This is a genomic window from Streptomyces sp. NPDC025638, assembly GCF_055558775.1.
Window position 1 is genome coordinate 43,600 of record NZ_JBVHLX010000009.1, and the last position, 19,671, is coordinate 63,270.

Sequence of the window (19,671 nt, forward strand, 5' to 3'; positions counted from 1 at the left end):
TCCCGCGCCCCGGCCGAGGTCACGACGTCTCGCCGCGCACGATCACGACCGGGCAGGGGGCGTGGTGCGACACGTGCTGGCTGACGGAACCGAGCAGGGCGCGGGTGAACCCGCCTCTCCCCCGGCTGCCCACCACCAGGACCTCCGCTCCCTCCGCGGCCCGCAGCAGGACGTCGGCGGCGTTGCCGTGCACCAGGTGATTCTTGACCTGCCCGGCCGCGTCCGCGCCCAGCACTTCGCTGAGTTCTTGTTGCATCCGCTGCCGGGCATCGTCCACGTCCGCGTCCAGGTCGACGGCGGGTGCCGACCAGCCGTACAGGCCCGGCAGCTCCCATACGGAGACCGCGTGCACGGTGCCGCCCACGAGCCCCGCGTAGCGAACGGCCCAGCGCAGGGCCGCGTACGAGGACCCCGATCCGTCGACACCGACCACGACCCTCGTCTCGGTGGCATCGTTGTCCATCTGTCCCACCTCTCCCACGGCCCTCACGCCGCCCGACCGGTCGCCCTTCGTCTCCACGCTGTGCGAGGCCTCGCCAAACCGCGAGAGATGCGCCTCCGGGCGCATGACGGGGACTCGAGATGCCGAGCGGACCGGTCGCCTGCCACCCTGAAGGAGTGACACCGGCCCGGCGTGGTCCCGGTGGGGCGGTGCCTACCCAGGCGTCGCCGCGGACCCCCGGCGACGGGAGGGCTGTCATGACCACTTCAGGCAAGAGGCCCGGCGGTGACGCAACGGCCGCATCGCCGGCCAGGGTCCTCCTGGACGCCGACGGGGTGATCACCGAGTGGACCGGGGAAGCCGAGACGTTGCTCGGTCACCGGCGCGAGGAGATGGTGGGCCGACCGCTGACGTCGCTCTTCGTCCGGCCGGACAAGGACGGCGAGGGAGACGTTCCGCCGACGCCGCCGGTCAGCGGCGGCTGCCGGGTGCGCCTGCGGGACCAGTCCGGTCTGCCGGTCGACATCGAGTGGTGGATGTCGCCGCACATCGGGCCCGAGGGCCCGGTGACCTGGGCGGTGTTCCTCGCCGCCACGCGCGGTACGGATCCCGGCGACTTCGACCGGGCGGTGATGGACGCACTGGTGACCGAGTCACCGATCGGACTGCACGTCCTCGACACCGAACTGCGTCTGGTGCGGTTCAACACCGCCTCGCCCGGAATGCGCGACGTACGCGCCGAGGACGTCATCGGAAGACCGGCACGCGAGGTCGCGCCCACCGTAGTGACCGACACCGTCGAGCATTTGCTGCGGCACGTCCTGAGCACGGGAGAGCCGGTCATCGACTTCGTCCAGCCGGGGTATCCGCCCGCCGATCCACACAGAGAACACCTGTTCTCCCTGTCGGCGTTCCGGCTGAGCAATCGCGCCGGAGAACCCATGGGTGTGGCGAGCCTGGCCATAGACGTCACCGAACGCTACCGGTACCGAGCGCGGCTCGAACTCCTCAACGACGCCAGCATGCGCATCGGCACGACCCTGGACCTCGCCCGTACCGCGGAGGAGCTGGCCGAGACCGTGGTGGGCCGCGTGGCCGACGCCGTCAGCGTGGACGTGCTCGACTCCGTCTACCGGGGCGAGGCACCCGAGCCCGGACCGGTGCCCTACGAGGTCACGTTCCGGCGCACCGCATTCCGCGCGATCGAGGCCTCCGGCCTTCAGCCCGCTTACGCCACCGGCGAGAAGGCCTCCTACGGCTTCCCGACACCGCTCACCCAATGCCTGGCCGATATGCGGCCCCGCCTGATCCGGAAGGTCAGGGACGACGACACATGGCTGGCGCACGATCCGCTCCGGGCGGACCGCATGCGCGCCGCGCAAGTGCACTCGATGATGGTCGTGCCGCTGGTCGCCCGCGGCGTGGTGCTCGGGGTCGCCAGCTTCTACCGCTCCGTGACGTCCGAGCCCTTCGACGAGGACGACCTGACCATCGTCGCCGAACTCGCCGCGCACACTGCCCTGGGCCTGGACAACGCCCGCCGCTACACACGCGAGCACACTGCCGCCCTCGTCTTGCAGAACAGTCTGCTGCCGGGCCGGCTGCCCGACCAGAATGCCGTCGAGGCGGCTTTCAGCTATCTGCCGGGTCACGCCGGAGGGCCGTGGTACGACGTCCCCTGGTACGACGTCATCCCGCTGTCCGGCGCACGCATCGCACTGGTGGTGGGGGACGTGTCGGGGCACGGCATGCGTGCCGTGGCGACCATGGGCCGGCTGCGCGCCGCAACTCACACCCTGGCCGCCCTGGACCTGTCCCCCGACGAGGTGCTGGCGCACCTGGACGACCTGATGGTCCGGCTCGCCGAGGAGGGCCGTTTGGCCGCCGCCAACGACCCGCTGGACGTTCAGCCCACCACCGCCACCTGTGCCTACGCGGTCTACGACCCCGTGAGCCGGCATCTCGTCGTGGCCCGAGCCGGGCATCCCGCCCCGCTCCTTGCCCACCCCGACGGGCACGTGGCGTCGGCCGACGCGCCCGCCGGACCGCCGCTGGGCGGCGACGGGCTGCCTTTCGAGACCTGGGAGACAGGCCTGTCGGAGGGGACTCTGATCGCCCTCTACACCGAAGGACTCGTGCGCCGGTCGCCGGACGAGGACGCAGGTGTCGCACGGCTGCGGCGCATCCTGGCCCAGCAGCATGCGTGTATGCGGGAGGCGTGCGACGCGGTGATCTACTCGCAGCTGTCCGGCCGAGCCGCGGAGGACGTCGTGCTCCTGCTCGCCCGGACCTGCGTCCTGCGGGACGACCAGGTCGCCTCGTGGACCTTCCCCAGCGACCCCGCGATCGTTGCCACCGCCCGCACCCTGGCCGACCGTCAGCTCACCAGCTGGGGGCTGTCCGAGCTCGCGTTCACCACGGAGCTGATAGTCAGCGAGCTGGTCACCAACGCCATCCGGTACGCCCCGGGCACCATCCAGGTACGGCTCATCCGGGACCGCACACTGATCTGCGAGGTCACCGACGGCAGCAGCGCCGCCCCCCATCTGCGCCACCCGCGGACCACCGACGAGGGCGGCCGCGGACTCCTGCTCGTCGCCCAGCTCACCGACCGATGGGGCACTCGCCACACCGGCCGCGGCAAGACCATCTGGGCCGAACAGCACCTGCCCGCGCCTTCGGACGACGCCGTGGCTGTCGCCCCGGACATCTGATCAACGCAGGGATCCTCACGGCAGGGGTGCACCGCCGGATGCCGGCCGTTGGTGCTTGCCTTCGCTGGCCCGTCGTACGGAGGCACCCACGCGCTCGATCAATTCGGGGAGGGCCGACCTCACCGGGTCGCTCAACCCCGTGCCGAGTTCGACGTCGGCCACCTCCACGGCGTGCACGACGACCTTCGGCGGGAGCAGGTCGAGGGCTTCCGCCAGGGCGAGACACTCCCCCAGCCCCAAGGCGTGCGTACTTGCCGTGCCACTCGCGCGCCCGGCCGCCTCCGCGGCCGTCAGGGTGTGCAGTTCCCCCGGCCTGGCCGGATGCAGACGAAGGGCTTCCACCACGACCGCGGTGTCGGCGCCGCGCCACAGTTCGAGCATCCGCCCGGGTTCGCCGTCACTGACCGCCAGCACGATGTCGTCGGGAACACGGCCGCGCAGGGCCTCCACCACCGCCGGACCCGCCCCGTCGTCGCCGCGGAGGGGGTTGCCCACGCCGATCACCACGACCCGTCCGGTCATGCGCGTTCCACGGTCAGGTCGAGGAAGTGGGCGGCGCAGGAGATGCAGGGATCGTGGTTGCGGATGGCCCGCTCGCACAGCCGGGTGAGTTCCTCGTCGTCGACTGCGGGTCCGAGCCGGTCCAAGCACGCCTGGACGGCCCGGCGGATGTCTGCCTCGATGGCCGTCTGGTTCTGGGCCGTGGGCGGAATGATGCGGGCCGCGGTGAGCGTGCCGTCCTCGGCGAGGGCGTAGCGGTGGTACAGCAGTCCGCGGGGCGCCTCGGTCGCTCCGGCGCCCACTGCCTTCCGGGGGCGGACGTCGAGGGCCGGCCGCGGCGGTTGTTCATACTCCTGGATGATCCTCAGGGCTTCCTCGACGGCCTGCACCACCTCCACGGCGCGTACGACGATGCTTCGGAAGGGGTTGTCACAGACGTCGCCGGCCACGGGATCGCCCAGCCCGGCCTCCCGGGCTGCCTCGGCCGCCACCGGGTGGAGCCACCGGCCGTTGATCGCGTAGCGGGCCAGTGGGCCGGTCAGGTAGCGGCGGCCGTCGAGCGCGGCGGTCAGAGCGGTGCTGTGCGCCACCTGCTCTTCGTGTACGTGCTGTTCGAGGTCGGGCACGGGAAACTCGCGCGGCGTCGGCGTTCGGTCATGGGGGGCGATGGCCGTCGGTGTGCCGGAGTCGATGGCGTAGCGGCCCGGGTCGCACAGCGCGAGCAGGTCATGGTCGCTCGCCGCGTCCGGGAAGTCGAACGCCGCCACCCAGCGGACCGTCTCCAGTGCGTCGTCGCGGGCCTGCCGCAGCCGTTCGGCAAGCGGGCGGAGTTCATCGGGCGCCGGTGTGCGGTAGAAGCCGCCGACGCGGACGTTGACCGGGTGGATGGGGCGTCCACCCAGTTGTTCGAGGATCGCGTTGCCGGTCTGTTTGATCCGCAGGCCGCGCTCGACGGCCGCCCGCTGGTCGCGGGCGAGTTCGACGGCATCGGCCCGGCCCAGGAAGTCCGGGGCGTGCAGGAGGTGGATGTGCAGGGCGTGGCTCTCGATCCATTCGCCGCAGTACAGGAGGCGGCGCAGCTCGGCGAGAGGTCCGTCCACGGTGACGCCGCAGGCGTTCTCGATCGCCTGGCAGGCGCTCATCTGGTAGGCGACCGGGCAGATGCCGCAGATACGGGCGGTGATGTCGGGCGGCTCGGTGTGGGCGCGGCCGATCAGGAAGGCTTCGAAGAAGCGGGGCGGTTCGTAGATGCGCAGCCGCGCCTCGGTGACCGTCTCCTCCTGGACGCGCAGGTGCAGGGCGGCTTCGCCTTCCACCCGGGCCAGTGCGTCCAGCCGCAGGACGCGGGTTTCGCGATGGCTCATGCGGGCCTTTCCGGGTCGGTTTCCGTTCCTGCCCGAGGGGTGTCCTGCTCCTCGGCCGCGAGATCGGCTACGGGGGCATACTCCGGCGACGCGGCGTTGAAGGTGCGGAAGACACGCACGATGTCCGCCTCGCTCATGCCGTCGCGGTGCAGCTGCGCGATCATGGACCGCAGGTTGGGGCGGGCGGTCGGTCCGAAGCAGCCGTAGCAGCCGCGTCCGTAGGCGGGGCAGATGGCACCGCACCCGGCGTGGGTGACGGGGCCCAGGCAAGGGGTGCCGTGGGCCACCGTGATGCAGGTGGTACCACGCCTCTTGCACTCGAAGCAGACGCTGTGGCCGGGGATCTGGGGTTTGCGTCCGGCCAGGTGGGCGGTGATGACTTCGAGGAGCTGGCGGCGGTCGATGGGACAGCCCCGGAGTTCGAAGTCGACCGGTACGTGTGCCGAGATCGGGGTCGAGGTCTCCAGGGTGGCGATGTAGTCCGGGCGGGCGTAGACCGCGGCGCGGAACTCGTCTACGTCCCCGAAGTTGCGCAGCGCCTGGATGCCGCCCGCGGTGGCGCAGGCGCCGATGGTCACCAGGCGCCGGGAGATGCGCCGGATGTGCTGGATTCGCTCGGCGTCCTGGGCCGTGGTGATCGAGCCCTCGACCAGGGAGAGGTCGTACGGTCCGCGGCCGGCCAGCTCCGCGCGCTCCCCGCCGGGGCCCTCGGCACCGGACATCTCCAGGAAGTGCTCGACGCGCACTTGCTCGGTGAGGCCGAGCAGTTCGTCCTCGCAGTCGAGCAGGGTCAGCTGGCAGCCGTCGCAGGAGGCGAACTTCCATACGGCGAGCGTGGGCAGGGGGCGGGTGTTCGCCGCTCCTCGGTCGGTGGGCCGTTTCAAGCCGTCCGCCGTTCCTCGGTCGGTCTCCATCTCACAGCTCCCGTACGGCCAGCAGGCGTTCCACGCGGTCGTAGGCGACGACCGGTCCGTCACGGCACAGCAGCAGGGGGCCGAACTGGCAGTGGCCGCAGTGGCCGGTGGCGCAGCGCATGTTGCGTTCCAGCGACACCTGGACGCGGTGCGCGGCGAGGCCTCGGCCCATCAGTGTGCGGGCGGTGTGGCGCATCATCACCTCGGGCCCGCACACCAGCGCGTGGGTCCGGTCCGGCCGGAGCGCGAAGGCGTCGAGCAGGGTGGTGACGACCCCCACCGAGCCGTGCCAGCCCGGGCCGGGGCGGTCGACGGTCACCCCCACCTCGGCTCTGTCGCGCCAGCGCTCGATGTCCTCTTGGTAGATCAGGTCGCCAGGGGTACGGGTGCCCACCAGGATCCCCGGCCGACCGTAGAGGTCGGGCCGGTCAAGGACCGCGTGCACCACCGGCCGCAGTGGCGCCAGCCCGATACCGCCGGCGATCACCAGCACGTCCTGGCCGGCTGCCGCGTCCAGGTCCCAGCCGGTGCCGAACGGCCCGCGCAGCCCAACGGTCTCGCCCGGCCGCAGGTCGTACAGGGCGGCGGAGACCGCACCCACCGCGCGCACGGTGTGCACGAGGCCGCCGTGCGGGCCGCGCAGAGCACTGACCGAGATCGGGACCTCACCGATTCCGAAGGCGTAGAGCATCGCGAACTGGCCCGGCGAGAAGGGCGGGAGTTCCCTGCCGGCAGGAACCAGTTCCAGCGAACGGGTGTCGGCGGTCTCCGCGCGGGTCTCGGCGACCCGGTACGGCAGCGGCGGCGTCACGGTGCTCATGGCGGGCCACCGGCGTGGGGTGCGTAGAGGTCCAGCAGCCTGATGCGCGTGGCCTGCAGGCGCTCGGCGACCACCCCGGTGAAGCGGCGCATGAGGGCATATCCGAGTTCCGGGTCGGCCGCGCAGAGGGCGAGGACGTCGGTGGCGGGAAACTCCGTGGCCTGAACCGCGGTCACCGCCCTGGCACCGAGGTGCCAGCGGTGCGGCGGACAGATCCACGACCAGCCCAGCAGCTGGCCCGCGCCCAGCGTTTCCATGACCGCCTCCGGCTGTCCGCCGGGAACGCAGATGTCGAGGGCGACCTCGCCCCGGCGCAGCAGCCAGAAGCGGTCGGCCTCCCCGCCCTCGTCGAACAGGCGCGCGCCGGCCGGGAACGACACGTCGAAGCCGACGGCCCGCAACCGCTCGCGCTGTACGAGCGGGAGGAAGTCCAAGGGCGACGGTGGCTCGGTCACGCCGCCTCCCCCGATGCTCCGGACCGCGTCCAGTCGTGCAGGGCGGCGGCCTCCTCGGTGATGTCGATGCCCACGGGGCACCACACGATGCAGCGGCCGCAGCCGACACAGCCGGACGAGCCGAACTGGTCGTACCAGGTGCCGAGTTTGTGGGTCATCCACTGCCGGTAGCGACTGCGCGGGGATGTACGAACGGGGCCACCGTGCAGCTGGGAGAAGTCCAGGTCGAAGCAGGAGTCCCACAGGCGCCACCGCTCCGCGTGGTCACCGGTGAGGTCGGTGACGTCCTCGGTCGTGGTGCAGAAGCAGGTGGGACACACCATGGTGCAATTGCCGCACGTCAGACAGCGCCCGGCAACGTCGTCCCAGCGGGGGGCGTCGAGCGTGCCGGCCATCAGCTCGCGCAGGTCGGCCTCGGGCATGGTCCTTCCCATCCGGTCCGCGGCGGCGGCGACACCGGCGCGAGCCGTCGCACAGGTGGCGGGGTCGGCCGGCCGGACGGGCAGTTCGGCCAGGATCTCATCGCCTTCCTGGCTGCCGGCGCGGATCCAGAAGCGGTGACCGTCGTCATCGACCACCTCGGTGATCACCAGGTCACAGCCGGGAGGGGCGGCGGGTCCCGTGCCCATCGAGACACAGAAGCAGGTGTCGCCGGGCTCCGTGCACTCGACCGCGATGAGCAGCGCTCCGGTGCGTCGCCCTTCGTACACGGGGTCGCGGTGGGCGCCACCGGTGAGCACCCGGTCCTGGATGGCGATGGCCCGTGCGTCGCAGGGACGCACCCCGAGGAAGGCGTACCGCGGAGGTGAGGTCTCCTCGGCAGTGAACACCGTCTCCTCGCCCACCCGGTCGGCGCGCCACTGCCGCACTTTCGCCGGGTGCAGGAACTGCTTCCACGACTGGGGGCCCGCCGCGTTCGCGAAGGCGGCGCCGTCGGCCCGCTCCCGCAGCCGGTACCGCCCGGCTTCGAGTTCCACGCCCCAGCCGTACGGCAGTTCGTCGGCCGACTCCAGCTCCGCGAGCACGATGGCACCGTCGCGCACGGTGGGGCCGACCACGGTGAAACCGCGCCCGGCCAACGCCTCGACCAGCGCGACCATGCCGTCCTTGTCCATCACCGACCCGCCGGACGCGGGTGGCGAGGCGTCGTTCGGGTCGGGGCGTGCGTTCATGGCCGTTCTCCTTCAGCACCGCGCCGGGCAGGTCGGGCATCGCCGCTGCCTCACGCAGTCCACGAACGCAGGATTTCCCGTCCGGCACCACACGGGTAGGGCCATGCGGGCCAAAGGTCCAGGGTCGTTTCATCTCCGGCCACCCGGAAGGGCCGATGCCCCGCCTCGGCCGTACGGAGCCGCATAGGGCTTGCCGGCCACACGCGGGGGCCGTTCGGCCCAGTGCGAGCGGGGCGACCCCGGGCAGATGGTCGAAGAGGGGCCGCAGGAAGGTGGCTGCCATGCGATGGGAGACGATCCGGAAGGCCTCACCGCCGCGCGTCGAGCCGAATCTGGGCGACTACGAGAAGGTACGTGCCGGCTTCAGCTGGCCGGAGGCGCGCACCGCCCTGCAGGGACTGCCCGGTGGACGGGGACTGAACATCGCACACGAGGCCGTGGACCGGCACGCGGCTTCGGACCACGCCACGGCCGTCGCACTGCGCTGTGTCGGGCGGGACGACTCCGTGACCTGTGTGACGTACGGGGAGCTGGCCCGTTCCACGGCACGGTTCGCCAACGTGCTCCGCACCCTCGGCATCGGCCACGGCGACCGGGTGGTGACGCTGCTGGGCCGTTGTCCCGAGCTGTACACCGTGGTCCTCGGCACGCTCAAGAACACCAGCGTCCTGTGTCCCCTGTTCTCCGCCTTCGGACCGGACCCCATCGCTCAGCGACTGACGCTGAGCGACGCGCAGGTACTGGTCACCACGGCGGAGCTGTACCGCAGGAAGATCGCCGGGCAACGCGAGAGACTTGCCGCCCTGCGCCATGTGCTGATCGTCGGCGAGGGCGCGGACGAACTGCCCGGTACCGTTTCGCTCGCCGCGCTGATGAGCGAGGCGTCCGACACCTTCACCATTCCGCCGACCTCGCCCCACGACATGGCCCTGCTGCACTTCACGAGCGGTACCACGGGCACCCCCAAGGGCGCCGTGCACGTGCACGAGGCGGCCGTTGCCCACTACGTGACCGCGCTGTACGCCCTGGATCTCCACGAGGACGACGTGTTCTGGTGTACGGCCGATCCGGGCTGGGTCACGGGGATGTCCTACGGGATCGTCGCACCGCTCATGCACGGGGTCACGGTCGTGGTGGACGAGGGTGACTACGACGCCCGCCGCTGGTACCGGATCCTCGCCGACCAGCGGGTCAGTGTCTGGTACACGGCGCCGACGGCACTGCGGATGCTGATGCGGACGACGCCGCGCTCGGGGCCGTACGATCTGCCCCGCTCGTTCGACCTCGGCGCACTGCGGTTCATCGCCTCCGTCGGTGAGCCGCTCAATCCGGAGGCCGTGGTCTGGGGGCAGGACGTCCTCGGGCTGCCGGTGCACGACAACTGGTGGCAGACCGAGACCGGCGCCATCATGATCGCGAACTTTGCCGCCTGCGAGATCCGCCCCGGGTCGATGGGGCGTCCGCTCCCGGGCGTGGAGGCAGCGGTGTTGCGGCGCGGCGAGGACGGCCGGGCGGAGCGGACCGAAGGCGGCGTCACGGTGCTGGAGGAGCCCGGTGTGGAGGGCGAGCTGGCGCTCCGGATCGGCTGGCCGTCCATGTTCCGCGGCTATCTGCACGACGAACCGCGCACCGCGGACGCCTTCGCGGGCAGCTGGTACCTCACCGGCGACCTGGTACGACGCGACGCGGACGGCTGGTACTGGTTCGTCGGGCGCGCCGACGACGTGATCAAGTCGGCGGGGCACCTCATCGGGCCGTTCGAGGTCGAGAGCGCCCTGATGGAGCACCCGGCGGTCGCCGAGGCCGGGGTGATCGGCCGGCCCGATCCCGTCGCCGGGAACATCGTCAAGGCGTTCGTCACCCTGCGGCCGGGCTTCGACGCAACCATTCGGACGCGGCAGGAGCTGCTGGGCTTCGCCAGGCGCCGGCTCGGCCCGGCCGTGGCACCACGAGAGATCGCCTTCGACGAGCACCTGCCCCACACTCGTAGTGGAAAGGTCATGCGCCGCCTGTTGCGAGCGCGCGAGCTGGGCCTGCCCGAGGGCGACACCTCCACCCTGGAGAGGGATGTCACCTCCCGGGACACCACGGAGGCCTCCGCATGAGCACCACCCGCACCCCACGCAAACCCCGGCCCTCGGCCCGGTCGGACCCGCAGGCCGCGCACCGCCTGGCCCTGCTGGAGTCGATGCTGCGCGTCCGTCGGTTCGAGGAACGCTGCGTGGAGCTGTACAGCGCGGCCCGCATCCGCGGTTTCATGCACCTCTACATCGGTGAGGAGGCCGTGGCCGTCGGTGTCAACGAGGCCCTCACGGACGACGATGCGGTCGTGTCGACGTACCGCGAACACGGCCATGCGCTCGCCCGCGGGGTGCCGGCCGACGCGATCATGGCGGAGATGTTCGGCAAGGCCACCGGGTGCAGCCGTGGCCGTGGCGGCTCCATGCACCTCTTCGACGCCGGCCGGCGCTTCTACGGCGGCAACGCGATCGTCGGCGGCGGGCTGCCACTCGCGGCCGGCCTTGCCCTCGCCGACCGCATGACCGGCCGCAACCGGGTCACCTGCTGCTTCTTCGGCGACGGTGCCTTCGCGGAGGGCGAGTTCCACGAGACGGCCAATCTGGCCGCTCTCTGGGGACTGCCCCTGTTGCTGATCTGCGAGAACAACCTGTACGCGATGGGCACGGCCCTGGCCCGTCACCAGGCCCAGACCGACCTCGCGCTGCGTGCCGCCGCGTACGGCATGGTCTCCTGGGCCGTCGACGGCATGGACGTCTTCGCCGTGGAGGACGCTGCCCGGCGGGCGGCCGAAGGTATGCGTGCCGGTGGCGGACCGCACTTCCTGGAGATGCGCACCTACCGCTTTCGCGCCCACTCGATGTACGACTCCGACCGATACCGCGACAAGGCCGAGATCGAACGCTGGAAGGAGCGCGACCCGGTCGAAGGGCTCGCACGGCGGCTGCGGGAAGCCAAGGAGCTGACCGACAAAGCCCGCACCGCCCTGGAGGACCGTCTGGCCGCCGAGATCGACGGCGCCGTGGAGGCCGCCGAGCGGGCTCCCGAAGAGCCCGTCGAGGATCTGCTGAAGTACGTCACCAGCCCGGTGGAGGCGATCCGGCCATGACCGCGACCCACACCCCCACCGCCGGGCCCGCCGCGCCCTCCGGCGAGAAGACGACCTACCGGGAGGCAATGCGGGAGGCCCTGCGCGAGGCCCTGCGGACCGACGAGCGGGTGTTCCTGATGGGTGAGGACGTGGGCCGATACGGCGGCTGCTTCGGCGTCAGCCTCGGCCTGCTGGAGGAGTTCGGGCCCGAACGGATCCGCGACGCCCCCTTGTCGGAGTCCGCCTTCGTCGGCGCCGGCATCGGCGCGGCTCTGGCGGGCATGCGGCCCATCGTCGAGATCATGACGGTCAACTTCAGCCTGCTGGCCCTGGACCAGATTCTCAACAACGCGGCGACCTTGCTGCACATGTCGGGCGGGCAACTGCCGGTCCCGATCGTCATCCGGATGACCACGGGCGCCGGACGGCAGCTCGCCGCGCAGCACTCGCACAGTCTTGAGGGCTGGTACGCGCACATCCCGGGCCTGCGCGTGCTTGCCCCGGCGACCATCACCGACGCCCGCCACATGCTCGCCCCGGCGCTGGCCGACCCCGACCCCGTGCTGATCTTCGAGCACGGCAGCCTGTACAACGCCTCGGGCGAGTTGTCCGCCCACTCGGGCCCGGTCGACATCGACCGTGCCGCCATTCGCCGACCCGGTACGGACGTCTCGGTGATCACCTACGGCGGCTCGCTGCCCAAGGCGCTGGCCGCCGCCGAGGACCTGGCGAGCCTCGGCATCAGCGCGGAGGTCGTGGATCTGCGCACCCTGCGCCCCCTGGACGACGCCACCATCGGCGACTCGGTCGCGCGCACGCACCGCGCCGTCGTCGTCGACGAAGGGTGGCGCAGCGGCAGTCTCGCCGCGGAGATCTCCGCGCGCCTCACCGAACAGCACTTCTACGACCTCGATGCCCCCATCGAACGGGTGTGCAGCGTCGAAGTCCCCATGCCCTACGCGCGCAGGCTGGAGGAGGCCGCGCTGCCGCAGCCCGCCGGAATCGTCACGGCCGCGCGCCGGGCGGTCGGCGAACCCTTAGCGACCAGTGCGGACGAGGGGGCGGACGCCGGGAGGTCGAGCTGAGATGGCCGAGTTCACCATGCCCTCGCTCGGCGCGGACATGGACGAGGGCCTGCTGCAGGAATGGCTCGTGGGTCCCGGGGACCGGGTGCACAAGGGCGACGTCGTCGCCGTCGTGGAAACCGACAAGGCGGCCATCGAGGTGGAGTGCTTCGAGTCCGGCACCGTGGGACGGCTGCTCGTCCAGGCGGGGACTCGGGTGCCGGTGGGGACACCACTCGCGGTGATCGAGGGGGCAACGCCTCGTGAGCCGAGGTCCGCCCAGAAGCCCGTAGCCACGGAATCCAGGGACAAGCACACAAGGCACGCCGTGCGCACCTCGGGCTCCCCCACACCACTCCCGCAGAAGCCGGCTGCAGAGGCCACCTCAGCGATCGGTGCCGGACCGCTGGTACGGCACCTCGCGCTGGAACGGGGCGTCGATCTGACCGCCGTGCACGGCACCGGACCCGGCGGACGGATCACCCGTGCCGACGTGGAGCGCGCTGCGCCCGCCTCTGGGCCGAGGGTGCGGGCCACCCCGTACGCCCGGCGGCTCGCCCGGGACCTCGGCATCGACCTGGCGACGGTCCGGGGCACCGGGGACGGCGGAGCCGTGCGCGCGGCGGATGTGCACACGGCCACGCGTGCACGTGTCGAACGGCCGGAACCGGAGCGGGCCGGTGCGCGCGGGCGGGAAGGCGAGCAGCAAGGCCGCGTCGCCGTGCCGACCGACAGCGCCGGGGAACACCGTACGGACGCCATGCGCCGTGCCATCGCCGACCTCATGAGCCGCTCCAAGCGAGAGGTCCCGCACTACTACCTGTCCACCACGATCGACTTCTCGGCGGCCGGGGAGTGGCTGCGGCGGTTCAACCGGGGCCGTCCGCTCAGCGAGCGCCTCGTGCCCGCGGCCCTGTTGTTGAAGGCCGCCGCTACGGCGGCACGTGAGGTGCCGAGCCTCAACGGGTACTGGCAGAACGACCAGTTCGTCCCCGGCTCCGCTGTCAACCTGGGTGTCGCGGTGTCGCTCCGGCAGGGCGGACTGCTCGCGCCGGTCATCCGCGACGCCGACACACTGTCACCCGACGTCCTCATGGCCACCCTCAAGGACCTGGTCCAGCGCGCCCGCCGGGGCCGGCTGCGGGGCAGTGAAATGTCCGGCGCCACCCTGACCGTCACGAATCTCGGCGATCAGGGCGTGGAGACCGTGTTCGGTGTCATCCATCCGCCGCAGGTCGCCCTGGTCGGCTTCGGCGCGGTCGTCGAGCGGCCCTGGGCCGTGGGCGGCATGCTCGGTGTCCGTCCGGTGGTGACCGCGACCCTGGCCGCCGACCACCGGGCCACGGACGGTGCCGTGGGGGCGCGCTACCTGACGGCGGTCGGCCGACTGCTGCAGAAACCGGAGGAGTTGTGAGTCGGATGAAACCCCTGGACGAGGCGGAAGCCATGTCGGTGGTCAAGGAGTCCATCACCCTGATCGTCCCCGACGCGGACTTCACACGGGTGGAACCGGACGACAAGTTCCGTGATGTGCTCGAACTCGATTCCCTCGACTTCCTCAGCCTGGTGGAACTGCTCTCCGAACGCACCGGAATCCGTATCGACGAGGAGGACTACCCCGAACTGACCACGCTGTCCGACACGGTACGGTTCCTGGTAGGCAGGTCGAAGGATCGGACCGGCCCCACGCCGTGAGTTCACGGCCACATGTGCGCCTCAGTCCGGCTCCATGTAGGGGCGGCGGAAGACCGGGGCCTGGCTGATACCCCATGGGCGTACGGTTGCCAGCGCGCGGGCGACCGCGGACTCCAATGGCCCGCTGGTATCGACTGCCACGGCCTCGGGCCACGGCGGTTCCCTGGCCGCCATGGCCGCGGCGATGTCGGGGCCGGCATCGGAGGGGCCGGCGGCGCGCGTGTTCAGGCGGGCCACCGACACCTCATCCGGCACATGGCAGTGCAGGGCCACCAGGTCGGCGCTGGTGCGTTCGGCCACGCGCAGCGCCGCCTCACGCTGTCCTGTATCCGACCAGGTGGCGTCCAGGACGACGGACTCGCCGGAGGACATCAGCGCGGCTGCGCGATCGAGCAGGGTGGCATAGGTCCTGGCCGTCCACTCGGGTGTGTACAGGCCCTCGCCGTAGCCGGCCGCCGCGGACTGGTCCTCGGGGATACCGGCAAGCTCCTTGCGAAGGCGGTCGCTGCTGAGCAGGGTGACCCCCAGCCGGTCGGCCAACGCTCCGGAAAGGGTGGACTTTCCGCTGCCGGGCAGCCCGCCGACGAGGATGAGCGAGACGGCAGACGCGCGCAGGTGGCGCTGAGCCACCGAGGCCAGCCGCCGCGACGCCGCCTCGGTGCCGGGCGCGCCCTGCCGGGCCTGGATCAGGGAGACCTTGGCACGGACGAAGGCGCGGTAGGCGACGTAGTGGTGCCACAGGGATGGGGGCGCGGGATCGCCGGAGTACTCGCCGTACTGGGCGAGGAAGTACGCCGCGGCCTCCGGGGCGCCGAGCTGTTCCAGATCCATGGCGAGGAAGGCGGCGTCGTCCAGGCCGTCGACGTAGCGGAGACGGTCGTCGAACTCCAGACAGTCCAGGACGCGAGGGCCGTCGTCGAGGCAGAAGATGTCTTCGGCGAGGAGGTCGCCGTGGCCGTCGACCACCCGCCCCTGCTCGATGCGGGAGTCGAACAGCGGTTTGCGGCCGTCGAGATAGCGCCGGACCAGTCGCTCGGTCTCCCCCACGACGTCGGTCCCGAAGCCGTCGACGGCCAGCGTGCGGACCTGTGCGAAGCTCGCCTCCCAGCGCGACAACAGCGCGTCTCGCGTGCCTTGTTCGTCCACGTCGCGGCCGCGGGGCGCGTCCGCGTGCCAGGCGGCGAGTTGCCGGGCGACGGCCCGAAGGGCTTCGTCGACGGCGGCTCCTTCTCGTATCAGGTGGGAGAGGCGGCGGTCGGCAGGCATGCGGCGCATCACCACAACTGGTTCGGGCGCCTTCGCGTCAGGGCTGCGGAACTCGCCCAGGCCCAAGTAGATGTCGGGCGCGAAGCGGCGGTTGAGAGTGACCTCGCGCTCGCATGCGGCCCGGCGAGCCGCAGCCGTGGTGTAGTCCAAGAACTCCAGATCGACCGGTTTCTTGACCTTGTAGGCGCGGTCACCGGCGAAGAGCACGATCGCGGTGTGGGTCTCGACCACCGTTGCGCGCGACATCGGCTGACCCTCGTGGCAGGCACCGGACCGGAGCGCGGACGCATCGGTCCGAGGTACCGGCCGCGCCGACTGCCCGCGCGGGCCGGGCTCAGTCATGAGGGACGACGGCGACGGGGCAGCGCCCGTGATGAACGGCGGCCTGCGCCACGGGACCCAGGTGGGGCGCCAGACCATGACGATGCCGGCGTCGGCCCACGACCAGCAGCGCGGCTCCGTCGGCAGCCTGTACGACGACCTTGGCGGGGTTTGCGAGGCGAACGCTGTCGGCGATGTCCACCCGCGGGTACTTCTCCCGCCACAGGTGGAGCGCCTCGCCCAGCTGCCTCTGCGCATCCCGCGTCATCTCTTCGGTGACTTCGTGGTCCACGCCCCAGGGCACCCGTGCGTGGAGCGGCACGCTTCGGCCGTGGACGGCCAGGAGGGGAAGGCCTCTGGCCGCAGCGGTGTGGAGGGCGAAGTCGAGCAGGGCGTCGGAGGAACCGTGCAGTTTCAGGGCCACGACGACACGGCTCGCGGGTACCGGGGACGGCCCCTGTTCCCGGGGTGCGGCGCGGACCAGCACCACCGGCCGCTCCGCCCGTGCCGCGACAGGCATGCTGACATCACCCAGGAAGTAGCTCTCCACGGGCTCCAGACCACGCGAACCCAGCACCGTCATCTCCGACTCCGACGCCGCTTGGAGCAGGGCGTTCTGAGCGTCGTCGGCCACCAGATTCCCGACGATGGACAGGCCTGGGTGGCGCGCCTGGAGCTCGGCTCGCGCGGTGTGGACCAGACGCTTCGCCCAGTAGTTCTGATCGACTTCCGCGGGGACGCGGGCCGGTTCCGGCGCCAGCAGCGGCCACGCGTGCAGCAGGCGCAGGGTGAGCTTGCGCTTCTCGGCCTCGTCCGCGGCCCAGCGGGCAGCGGCAAGGCTCTCGGGCGAGCCGTCGAGGCCCACGGTGACGGCTGGTTGCATGGCGGCGGCCTCCGTCTCGTAAGACGCTGGAAATGACGGTGGACGACTCCGTTCGAGTGGCCGGCCCGGACATCGCCCTGTGCCGAACGCGGTGCGTTCTCTCATTCGAGCATCACCCCGATCCCCTCCGCGGCGCATGTGGACCCGGCGGCACGCCGGGCGCTGCTGGAAGCGGTGTCAGAGGCGGACCGTGACGACGGACCCCCCTCGGGGCCGGACGCCGGTCCACAGGGACCTTCGGCCCGGTGACCGGAGCCCACTGCTGTTCGACTGTGGACGAGGGGGAACGGACCAGCAACGTGCTGGAGGCCGCATCATGAGCGCACACGGTTCGCCGTCCGCATCCGGTCCGCCCCGGCCCCCCAAGGGGGACGCACCCCATGGGACGAACCCGCTGAGGCGTACGTCCGACAGGTTCGAATCCTGGTTCGGCCGGGTACTGATGCTCGTCCTGGTCCTCGGAGTGCCGGCGGCCGCGCTCGGTGCGGGGCTGACGGCGTACGAGTCATCCCTGCGCACCGTGCACGCCCAGGTTGCGGAACGACACGAGGTTGCCGCCCGAGTGATGTCCGACGTGCCGGGCGATGACTCTGTGTCGAGGCAACCGGCGCGGATCCGCTGGACCGAGCCGAACGGCATCGCGCGGACGGGAGCCACTTTCGTTGAACCGGGAACGCCCAAGGGTGCCACGGTGCGGGTGTGGGTGAACCGGGACGGAGACATGACCGGTGCACCGATGAACGCGGTCACCGCGAAGGCCAACGGCTGGTTCGTGGGTGTCCTGGCGGCGCTCGGAGTGGTCGCCGGGGTCTACGCCGTACGGGCAGCCCTGCGCCTGGCGCTGAACCGGAGAAGGTACGCGCAGTGGGACACCGAATGGGACCTGGTGGAGCCGCTGTGGTCCGCGCGCTTCCGCCGGTGACCGATGGGCCGCAGTGAGGAGGAAGACCATGTCGCACACGGCTGAATGGAAAGTCCGTCTCCACCTTTTCGAAGACGACGACGGAACGACCAAGGCACACGTGGTGCTCGACACCGGTGCCACGGCGCTCACCGGCCACGGAACCGCGCACTGTCATCCGGCGGACACGAACGTGCCGGAGATCGGTGACGAACTGGCGGCAGGCCGGGCCATGCACGACCTCGCCCACCAGCTGCTGAACGTCGCCGGACACGACATCCAGACCATGGGTGCGTCGCGGCCGAGCACCCGTGAGCCCGCTGGATGGCCCCTGTGAAACCCGGCGGACTCAAGGAGTGGCGGGGGAACGGCCGGCGTCGTCCGTCCTGTAGTCGATATGGCAGGCGACCGACACCACGCCGTCGACACCACGGCACAGGTGCTCGATGACGGGGATCAGGCTCCGGAACTCCACGGAGCCGCCCAGGTCGACCCGCCCCTCGCGCACCTCGACCGTCACCTCCGAGGGATCGAGCCCCATCGTGCGCCGCAGCACGTCCGCGGTGATCTCGTCACGGATGGCGTCGTCACGGCGCAGGAAGATCCGCAGCAGATCGCCACGGCTGACGATGCCCAGGAGCCGGTCCGCCTCGTCCACCACGGGCAGCCGCTTGACGTGCTGGGCCTCCATGAGGCGCGCGGCCTCCACCACGTTCCACTCCGGACGTGCGCACACCGCGGGAGCCGACATCAGTTCCTCGGCGCGGGAACCCTCGGCCTTGGCCCGCTCCCAGGCCTCCAGGTTCGGGACCGGAACCCTGCCCGACGGATCGACCTGGTCGGCGCTCTTGCGCAGCAGGTCGGCCTCGGACACCACGCCCATGGGGCGCTCCAGATCGTCCACCACGGGCACGGCGGTGACGTCGTTGTCCGCCAGCAGCCTGACGAGCTCCTTGAACGGCATGTCACGCCGTGCCCGGACGACGTCCCGGGTCATGAGCTCCTCGACCGTTCGGTGGTGCATGTCGCCTCCCGGATACGGGCCGCCCGCCTCGCGGACACGGACCTCTCGTCCCCCTACGGCCGTGTGACCCGCGGGGCAGGGTGGATACAGCACCATTCTGAGGAGAGGGCCGCGATCATGCGAGCTCACCTCGGCGACCGACGCGTCATCGAAGGGTCCGACGCGCACATCCGCCGTCCCGAGCGCGACGAACGCCGTACGCGCAACGTTTGGCGGGCAGCTCGACGCGCTGTGTCCGGCGATCCACCAGCGGCACCGCGGTCGCTAATCACTGCAGGGTTCCGCCCCGGCCAGGGCGGCATCCTGGCCGCTGAGCCGTGCCTCGACACCCACCACGCCCTCCAGAGCGCGGACGAGGCGCTCGGCGACCCAGATGAGCGAGGTGTCGTGGACGCGGCCGCGGAGCGTGACGACCCCGTCCCGCACGGACACATGAATGGCGTGACCGACCGTGGGGAACAGGTAGGACACCACGGTGCGGCGGACTTCCTCCTCGATGTCCTCGTCCGACCGCAGGAAGACCTTCAACAGGTCGCCTCGGCTGACGATGCCCGAAAGCCGGTCCTCGTCATCGACCACGGGCAGTCGCTTGACGTGCTCCGTGGCCATGATCCGGGCTGCCTGGGCCAAGGTGACGTCGGGGCGGACCGTGACAGCGGGCGTGCTCATGAGCTCCTCGGCCGTCAGCGCTTGAGCCTTGGCCAAGGTGGACCGGTGACGGATCCGGAAGTGCCGGGTGACCCCGTAGTCCCGGAGCTCCTCCTTGGGCAGCAAGTCAGCCTCGGAGACGACACCGACCACCCGTCCCTCGCCCTCCACGACCGGCACGGCACTGACCTGCCGCTGCTCCATGACCCGCACGATCTCCTTGAACCGCGCGTCACGCCCGACGGCCACCACGGGCAGGGTCATCACATCGCTCACGACATGCGGAGCGTCAGTCATGTCCTGGTCCTTCATGGGCGTGCGGGAGGTACTGATTCGGCCGTATGCCTCCAGCATCACCGCGACCTGGCATGCCGCAAT

19 protein-coding genes are annotated in these 19,671 nt (G+C 71.2%); 8 read left to right on the forward strand and 11 right to left on the reverse strand.

The annotated features are described in order from the left end of the window. Positions 1 to 19: 19 nt before the first annotated feature. Entirely contained in the window at positions 20 to 463 is a 444-nt protein-coding gene (locus ACZ4EG_RS23340) for a universal stress protein (protein ID WP_453549246.1), read from the reverse strand. Between the two features lie 236 nt (positions 464 to 699). Here ACZ4EG_RS23340 and ACZ4EG_RS23345 point away from each other — a divergent pair, with 236 nt between their 5' ends. Further along, the gene (locus ACZ4EG_RS23345) at positions 700 to 3,156 is read left to right on the forward strand and encodes a SpoIIE family protein phosphatase (protein ID WP_467791923.1); all 2,457 of its coding nucleotides are present in this window, start codon (positions 700 to 702) and stop codon (positions 3,154 to 3,156) included. A gap of 15 nt (positions 3,157 to 3,171) precedes the next feature. Here the strand turns inward: ACZ4EG_RS23345 and ACZ4EG_RS23350 are convergent, their stop codons facing one another. The 6 genes from ACZ4EG_RS23350 to ACZ4EG_RS23375 are packed head-to-tail and all read right to left on the reverse strand — an operon-like array spanning position 3,172 to position 8,382. After that, on the reverse strand, positions 3,172 to 3,678 hold the full coding sequence (locus ACZ4EG_RS23350) for a hydrogenase maturation protease (RefSeq protein ID WP_467791924.1): 507 nt from the start codon (positions 3,676 to 3,678) through the stop codon (positions 3,172 to 3,174). After that, positions 3,675 to 5,021 carry a Ni/Fe hydrogenase subunit alpha gene (locus ACZ4EG_RS23355; protein ID WP_467791925.1) on the reverse strand — a complete coding sequence of 449 codons (1,347 nt, stop codon included), beginning with the start codon at positions 5,019 to 5,021 and terminating at the stop codon, positions 3,675 to 3,677. The genes ACZ4EG_RS23350 and ACZ4EG_RS23355 overlap by 4 nt, the downstream gene beginning before the upstream one ends. Continuing rightward, the gene (locus tag ACZ4EG_RS23360) at positions 5,018 to 5,935 is read right to left on the reverse strand and encodes an NADH-quinone oxidoreductase subunit B family protein (RefSeq protein WP_467791926.1); all 918 of its coding nucleotides are present in this window, start codon (positions 5,933 to 5,935) and stop codon (positions 5,018 to 5,020) included. The genes ACZ4EG_RS23355 and ACZ4EG_RS23360 overlap by 4 nt, the downstream gene beginning before the upstream one ends. Before the next feature lies 1 nt (position 5,936). Beyond that, on the reverse strand, positions 5,937 to 6,755 hold the full coding sequence (locus ACZ4EG_RS23365) for an FAD/NAD(P)-binding protein (protein WP_453549236.1): 819 nt from the start codon (positions 6,753 to 6,755) through the stop codon (positions 5,937 to 5,939). After that, entirely contained in the window at positions 6,752 to 7,210 is a 459-nt protein-coding gene (locus ACZ4EG_RS23370; RefSeq protein WP_453549234.1) for a Crp/Fnr family transcriptional regulator, read from the reverse strand. Before ACZ4EG_RS23370 ends, ACZ4EG_RS23365 begins: the two co-directional genes overlap by 4 nt. Next, positions 7,207 to 8,382, reverse strand: a complete 1,176-nt coding sequence (locus tag ACZ4EG_RS23375) for a 4Fe-4S dicluster domain-containing protein (protein ID WP_467791927.1) — start codon at positions 8,380 to 8,382, stop codon at positions 7,207 to 7,209. Before ACZ4EG_RS23375 ends, ACZ4EG_RS23370 begins: the two co-directional genes overlap by 4 nt. Positions 8,383 to 8,663: 281 nt before the next feature. On the opposite strand from ACZ4EG_RS23375, the gene acsA reads away from it, so the two are divergent. The 5 genes from acsA to ACZ4EG_RS23400 are packed head-to-tail and all read left to right on the forward strand — an operon-like array spanning position 8,664 to position 14,250. Further along, complete coding sequence (gene acsA, locus ACZ4EG_RS23380; protein WP_467791928.1) at positions 8,664 to 10,487, forward strand: acetate--CoA ligase; 1,824 nt, start codon at positions 8,664 to 8,666, stop codon at positions 10,485 to 10,487. Further along, positions 10,484 to 11,509: a pyruvate dehydrogenase (acetyl-transferring) E1 component subunit alpha gene (pdhA, locus tag ACZ4EG_RS23385; protein WP_453549227.1), complete on the forward strand. Its 1,026-nt coding sequence runs from the start codon at positions 10,484 to 10,486 to the stop codon at positions 11,507 to 11,509. The genes acsA and pdhA overlap by 4 nt, the downstream gene beginning before the upstream one ends. Continuing rightward, the gene (locus tag ACZ4EG_RS23390; protein WP_467791929.1) at positions 11,506 to 12,576 is read left to right on the forward strand and encodes an alpha-ketoacid dehydrogenase subunit beta; all 1,071 of its coding nucleotides are present in this window, start codon (positions 11,506 to 11,508) and stop codon (positions 12,574 to 12,576) included. Before pdhA ends, ACZ4EG_RS23390 begins: the two co-directional genes overlap by 4 nt. Before the next feature lies 1 nt (position 12,577). Further along, on the forward strand, positions 12,578 to 13,969 hold the full coding sequence (locus tag ACZ4EG_RS23395; protein ID WP_467791930.1) for a 2-oxo acid dehydrogenase subunit E2: 1,392 nt from the start codon (positions 12,578 to 12,580) through the stop codon (positions 13,967 to 13,969). A 5-nt stretch (positions 13,970 to 13,974) separates the two neighbouring features. Then, entirely contained in the window at positions 13,975 to 14,250 is a 276-nt protein-coding gene (locus tag ACZ4EG_RS23400) for an acyl carrier protein (RefSeq protein ID WP_390707838.1), read from the forward strand. Positions 14,251 to 14,271: 21 nt separating this feature from the next. Here ACZ4EG_RS23400 and ACZ4EG_RS23405 read toward each other — a convergent pair whose 3' ends face one another. Next, positions 14,272 to 15,762, reverse strand: coding sequence for a bifunctional aminoglycoside phosphotransferase/ATP-binding protein (locus ACZ4EG_RS23405; protein ID WP_467791931.1), 1,491 nt, complete (start codon positions 15,760 to 15,762; stop codon positions 14,272 to 14,274). Between the two features lie 88 nt (positions 15,763 to 15,850). Next, complete coding sequence (locus tag ACZ4EG_RS23410) at positions 15,851 to 16,720, reverse strand: universal stress protein (RefSeq protein ID WP_467791932.1); 870 nt, start codon at positions 16,718 to 16,720, stop codon at positions 15,851 to 15,853. A gap of 316 nt (positions 16,721 to 17,036) precedes the next feature. On the opposite strand from ACZ4EG_RS23410, the gene ACZ4EG_RS23415 reads away from it, so the two are divergent. Both ACZ4EG_RS23415 and ACZ4EG_RS23420 read left to right on the forward strand, forming a co-directional pair. Continuing rightward, positions 17,037 to 17,642: an Rv1733c family protein gene (locus tag ACZ4EG_RS23415; protein WP_467791933.1), complete on the forward strand. Its 606-nt coding sequence runs from the start codon at positions 17,037 to 17,039 to the stop codon at positions 17,640 to 17,642. Between the two features lie 28 nt (positions 17,643 to 17,670). Then, entirely contained in the window at positions 17,671 to 17,958 is a 288-nt protein-coding gene (locus tag ACZ4EG_RS23420; protein ID WP_453549213.1) for a DUF1876 domain-containing protein, read from the forward strand. 12 nt (positions 17,959 to 17,970) lie between these two features. Here ACZ4EG_RS23420 and ACZ4EG_RS23425 read toward each other — a convergent pair whose 3' ends face one another. Next, positions 17,971 to 18,645, reverse strand: a complete 675-nt coding sequence (locus tag ACZ4EG_RS23425; protein ID WP_467791934.1) for a CBS domain-containing protein — start codon at positions 18,643 to 18,645, stop codon at positions 17,971 to 17,973. A gap of 264 nt (positions 18,646 to 18,909) precedes the next feature. Further along, positions 18,910 to 19,590 carry a CBS domain-containing protein gene (locus ACZ4EG_RS23430; protein WP_467791935.1) on the reverse strand — a complete coding sequence of 227 codons (681 nt, stop codon included), beginning with the start codon at positions 19,588 to 19,590 and terminating at the stop codon, positions 18,910 to 18,912. Between the last annotated feature and the right edge of the window lie 81 nt (positions 19,591 to 19,671).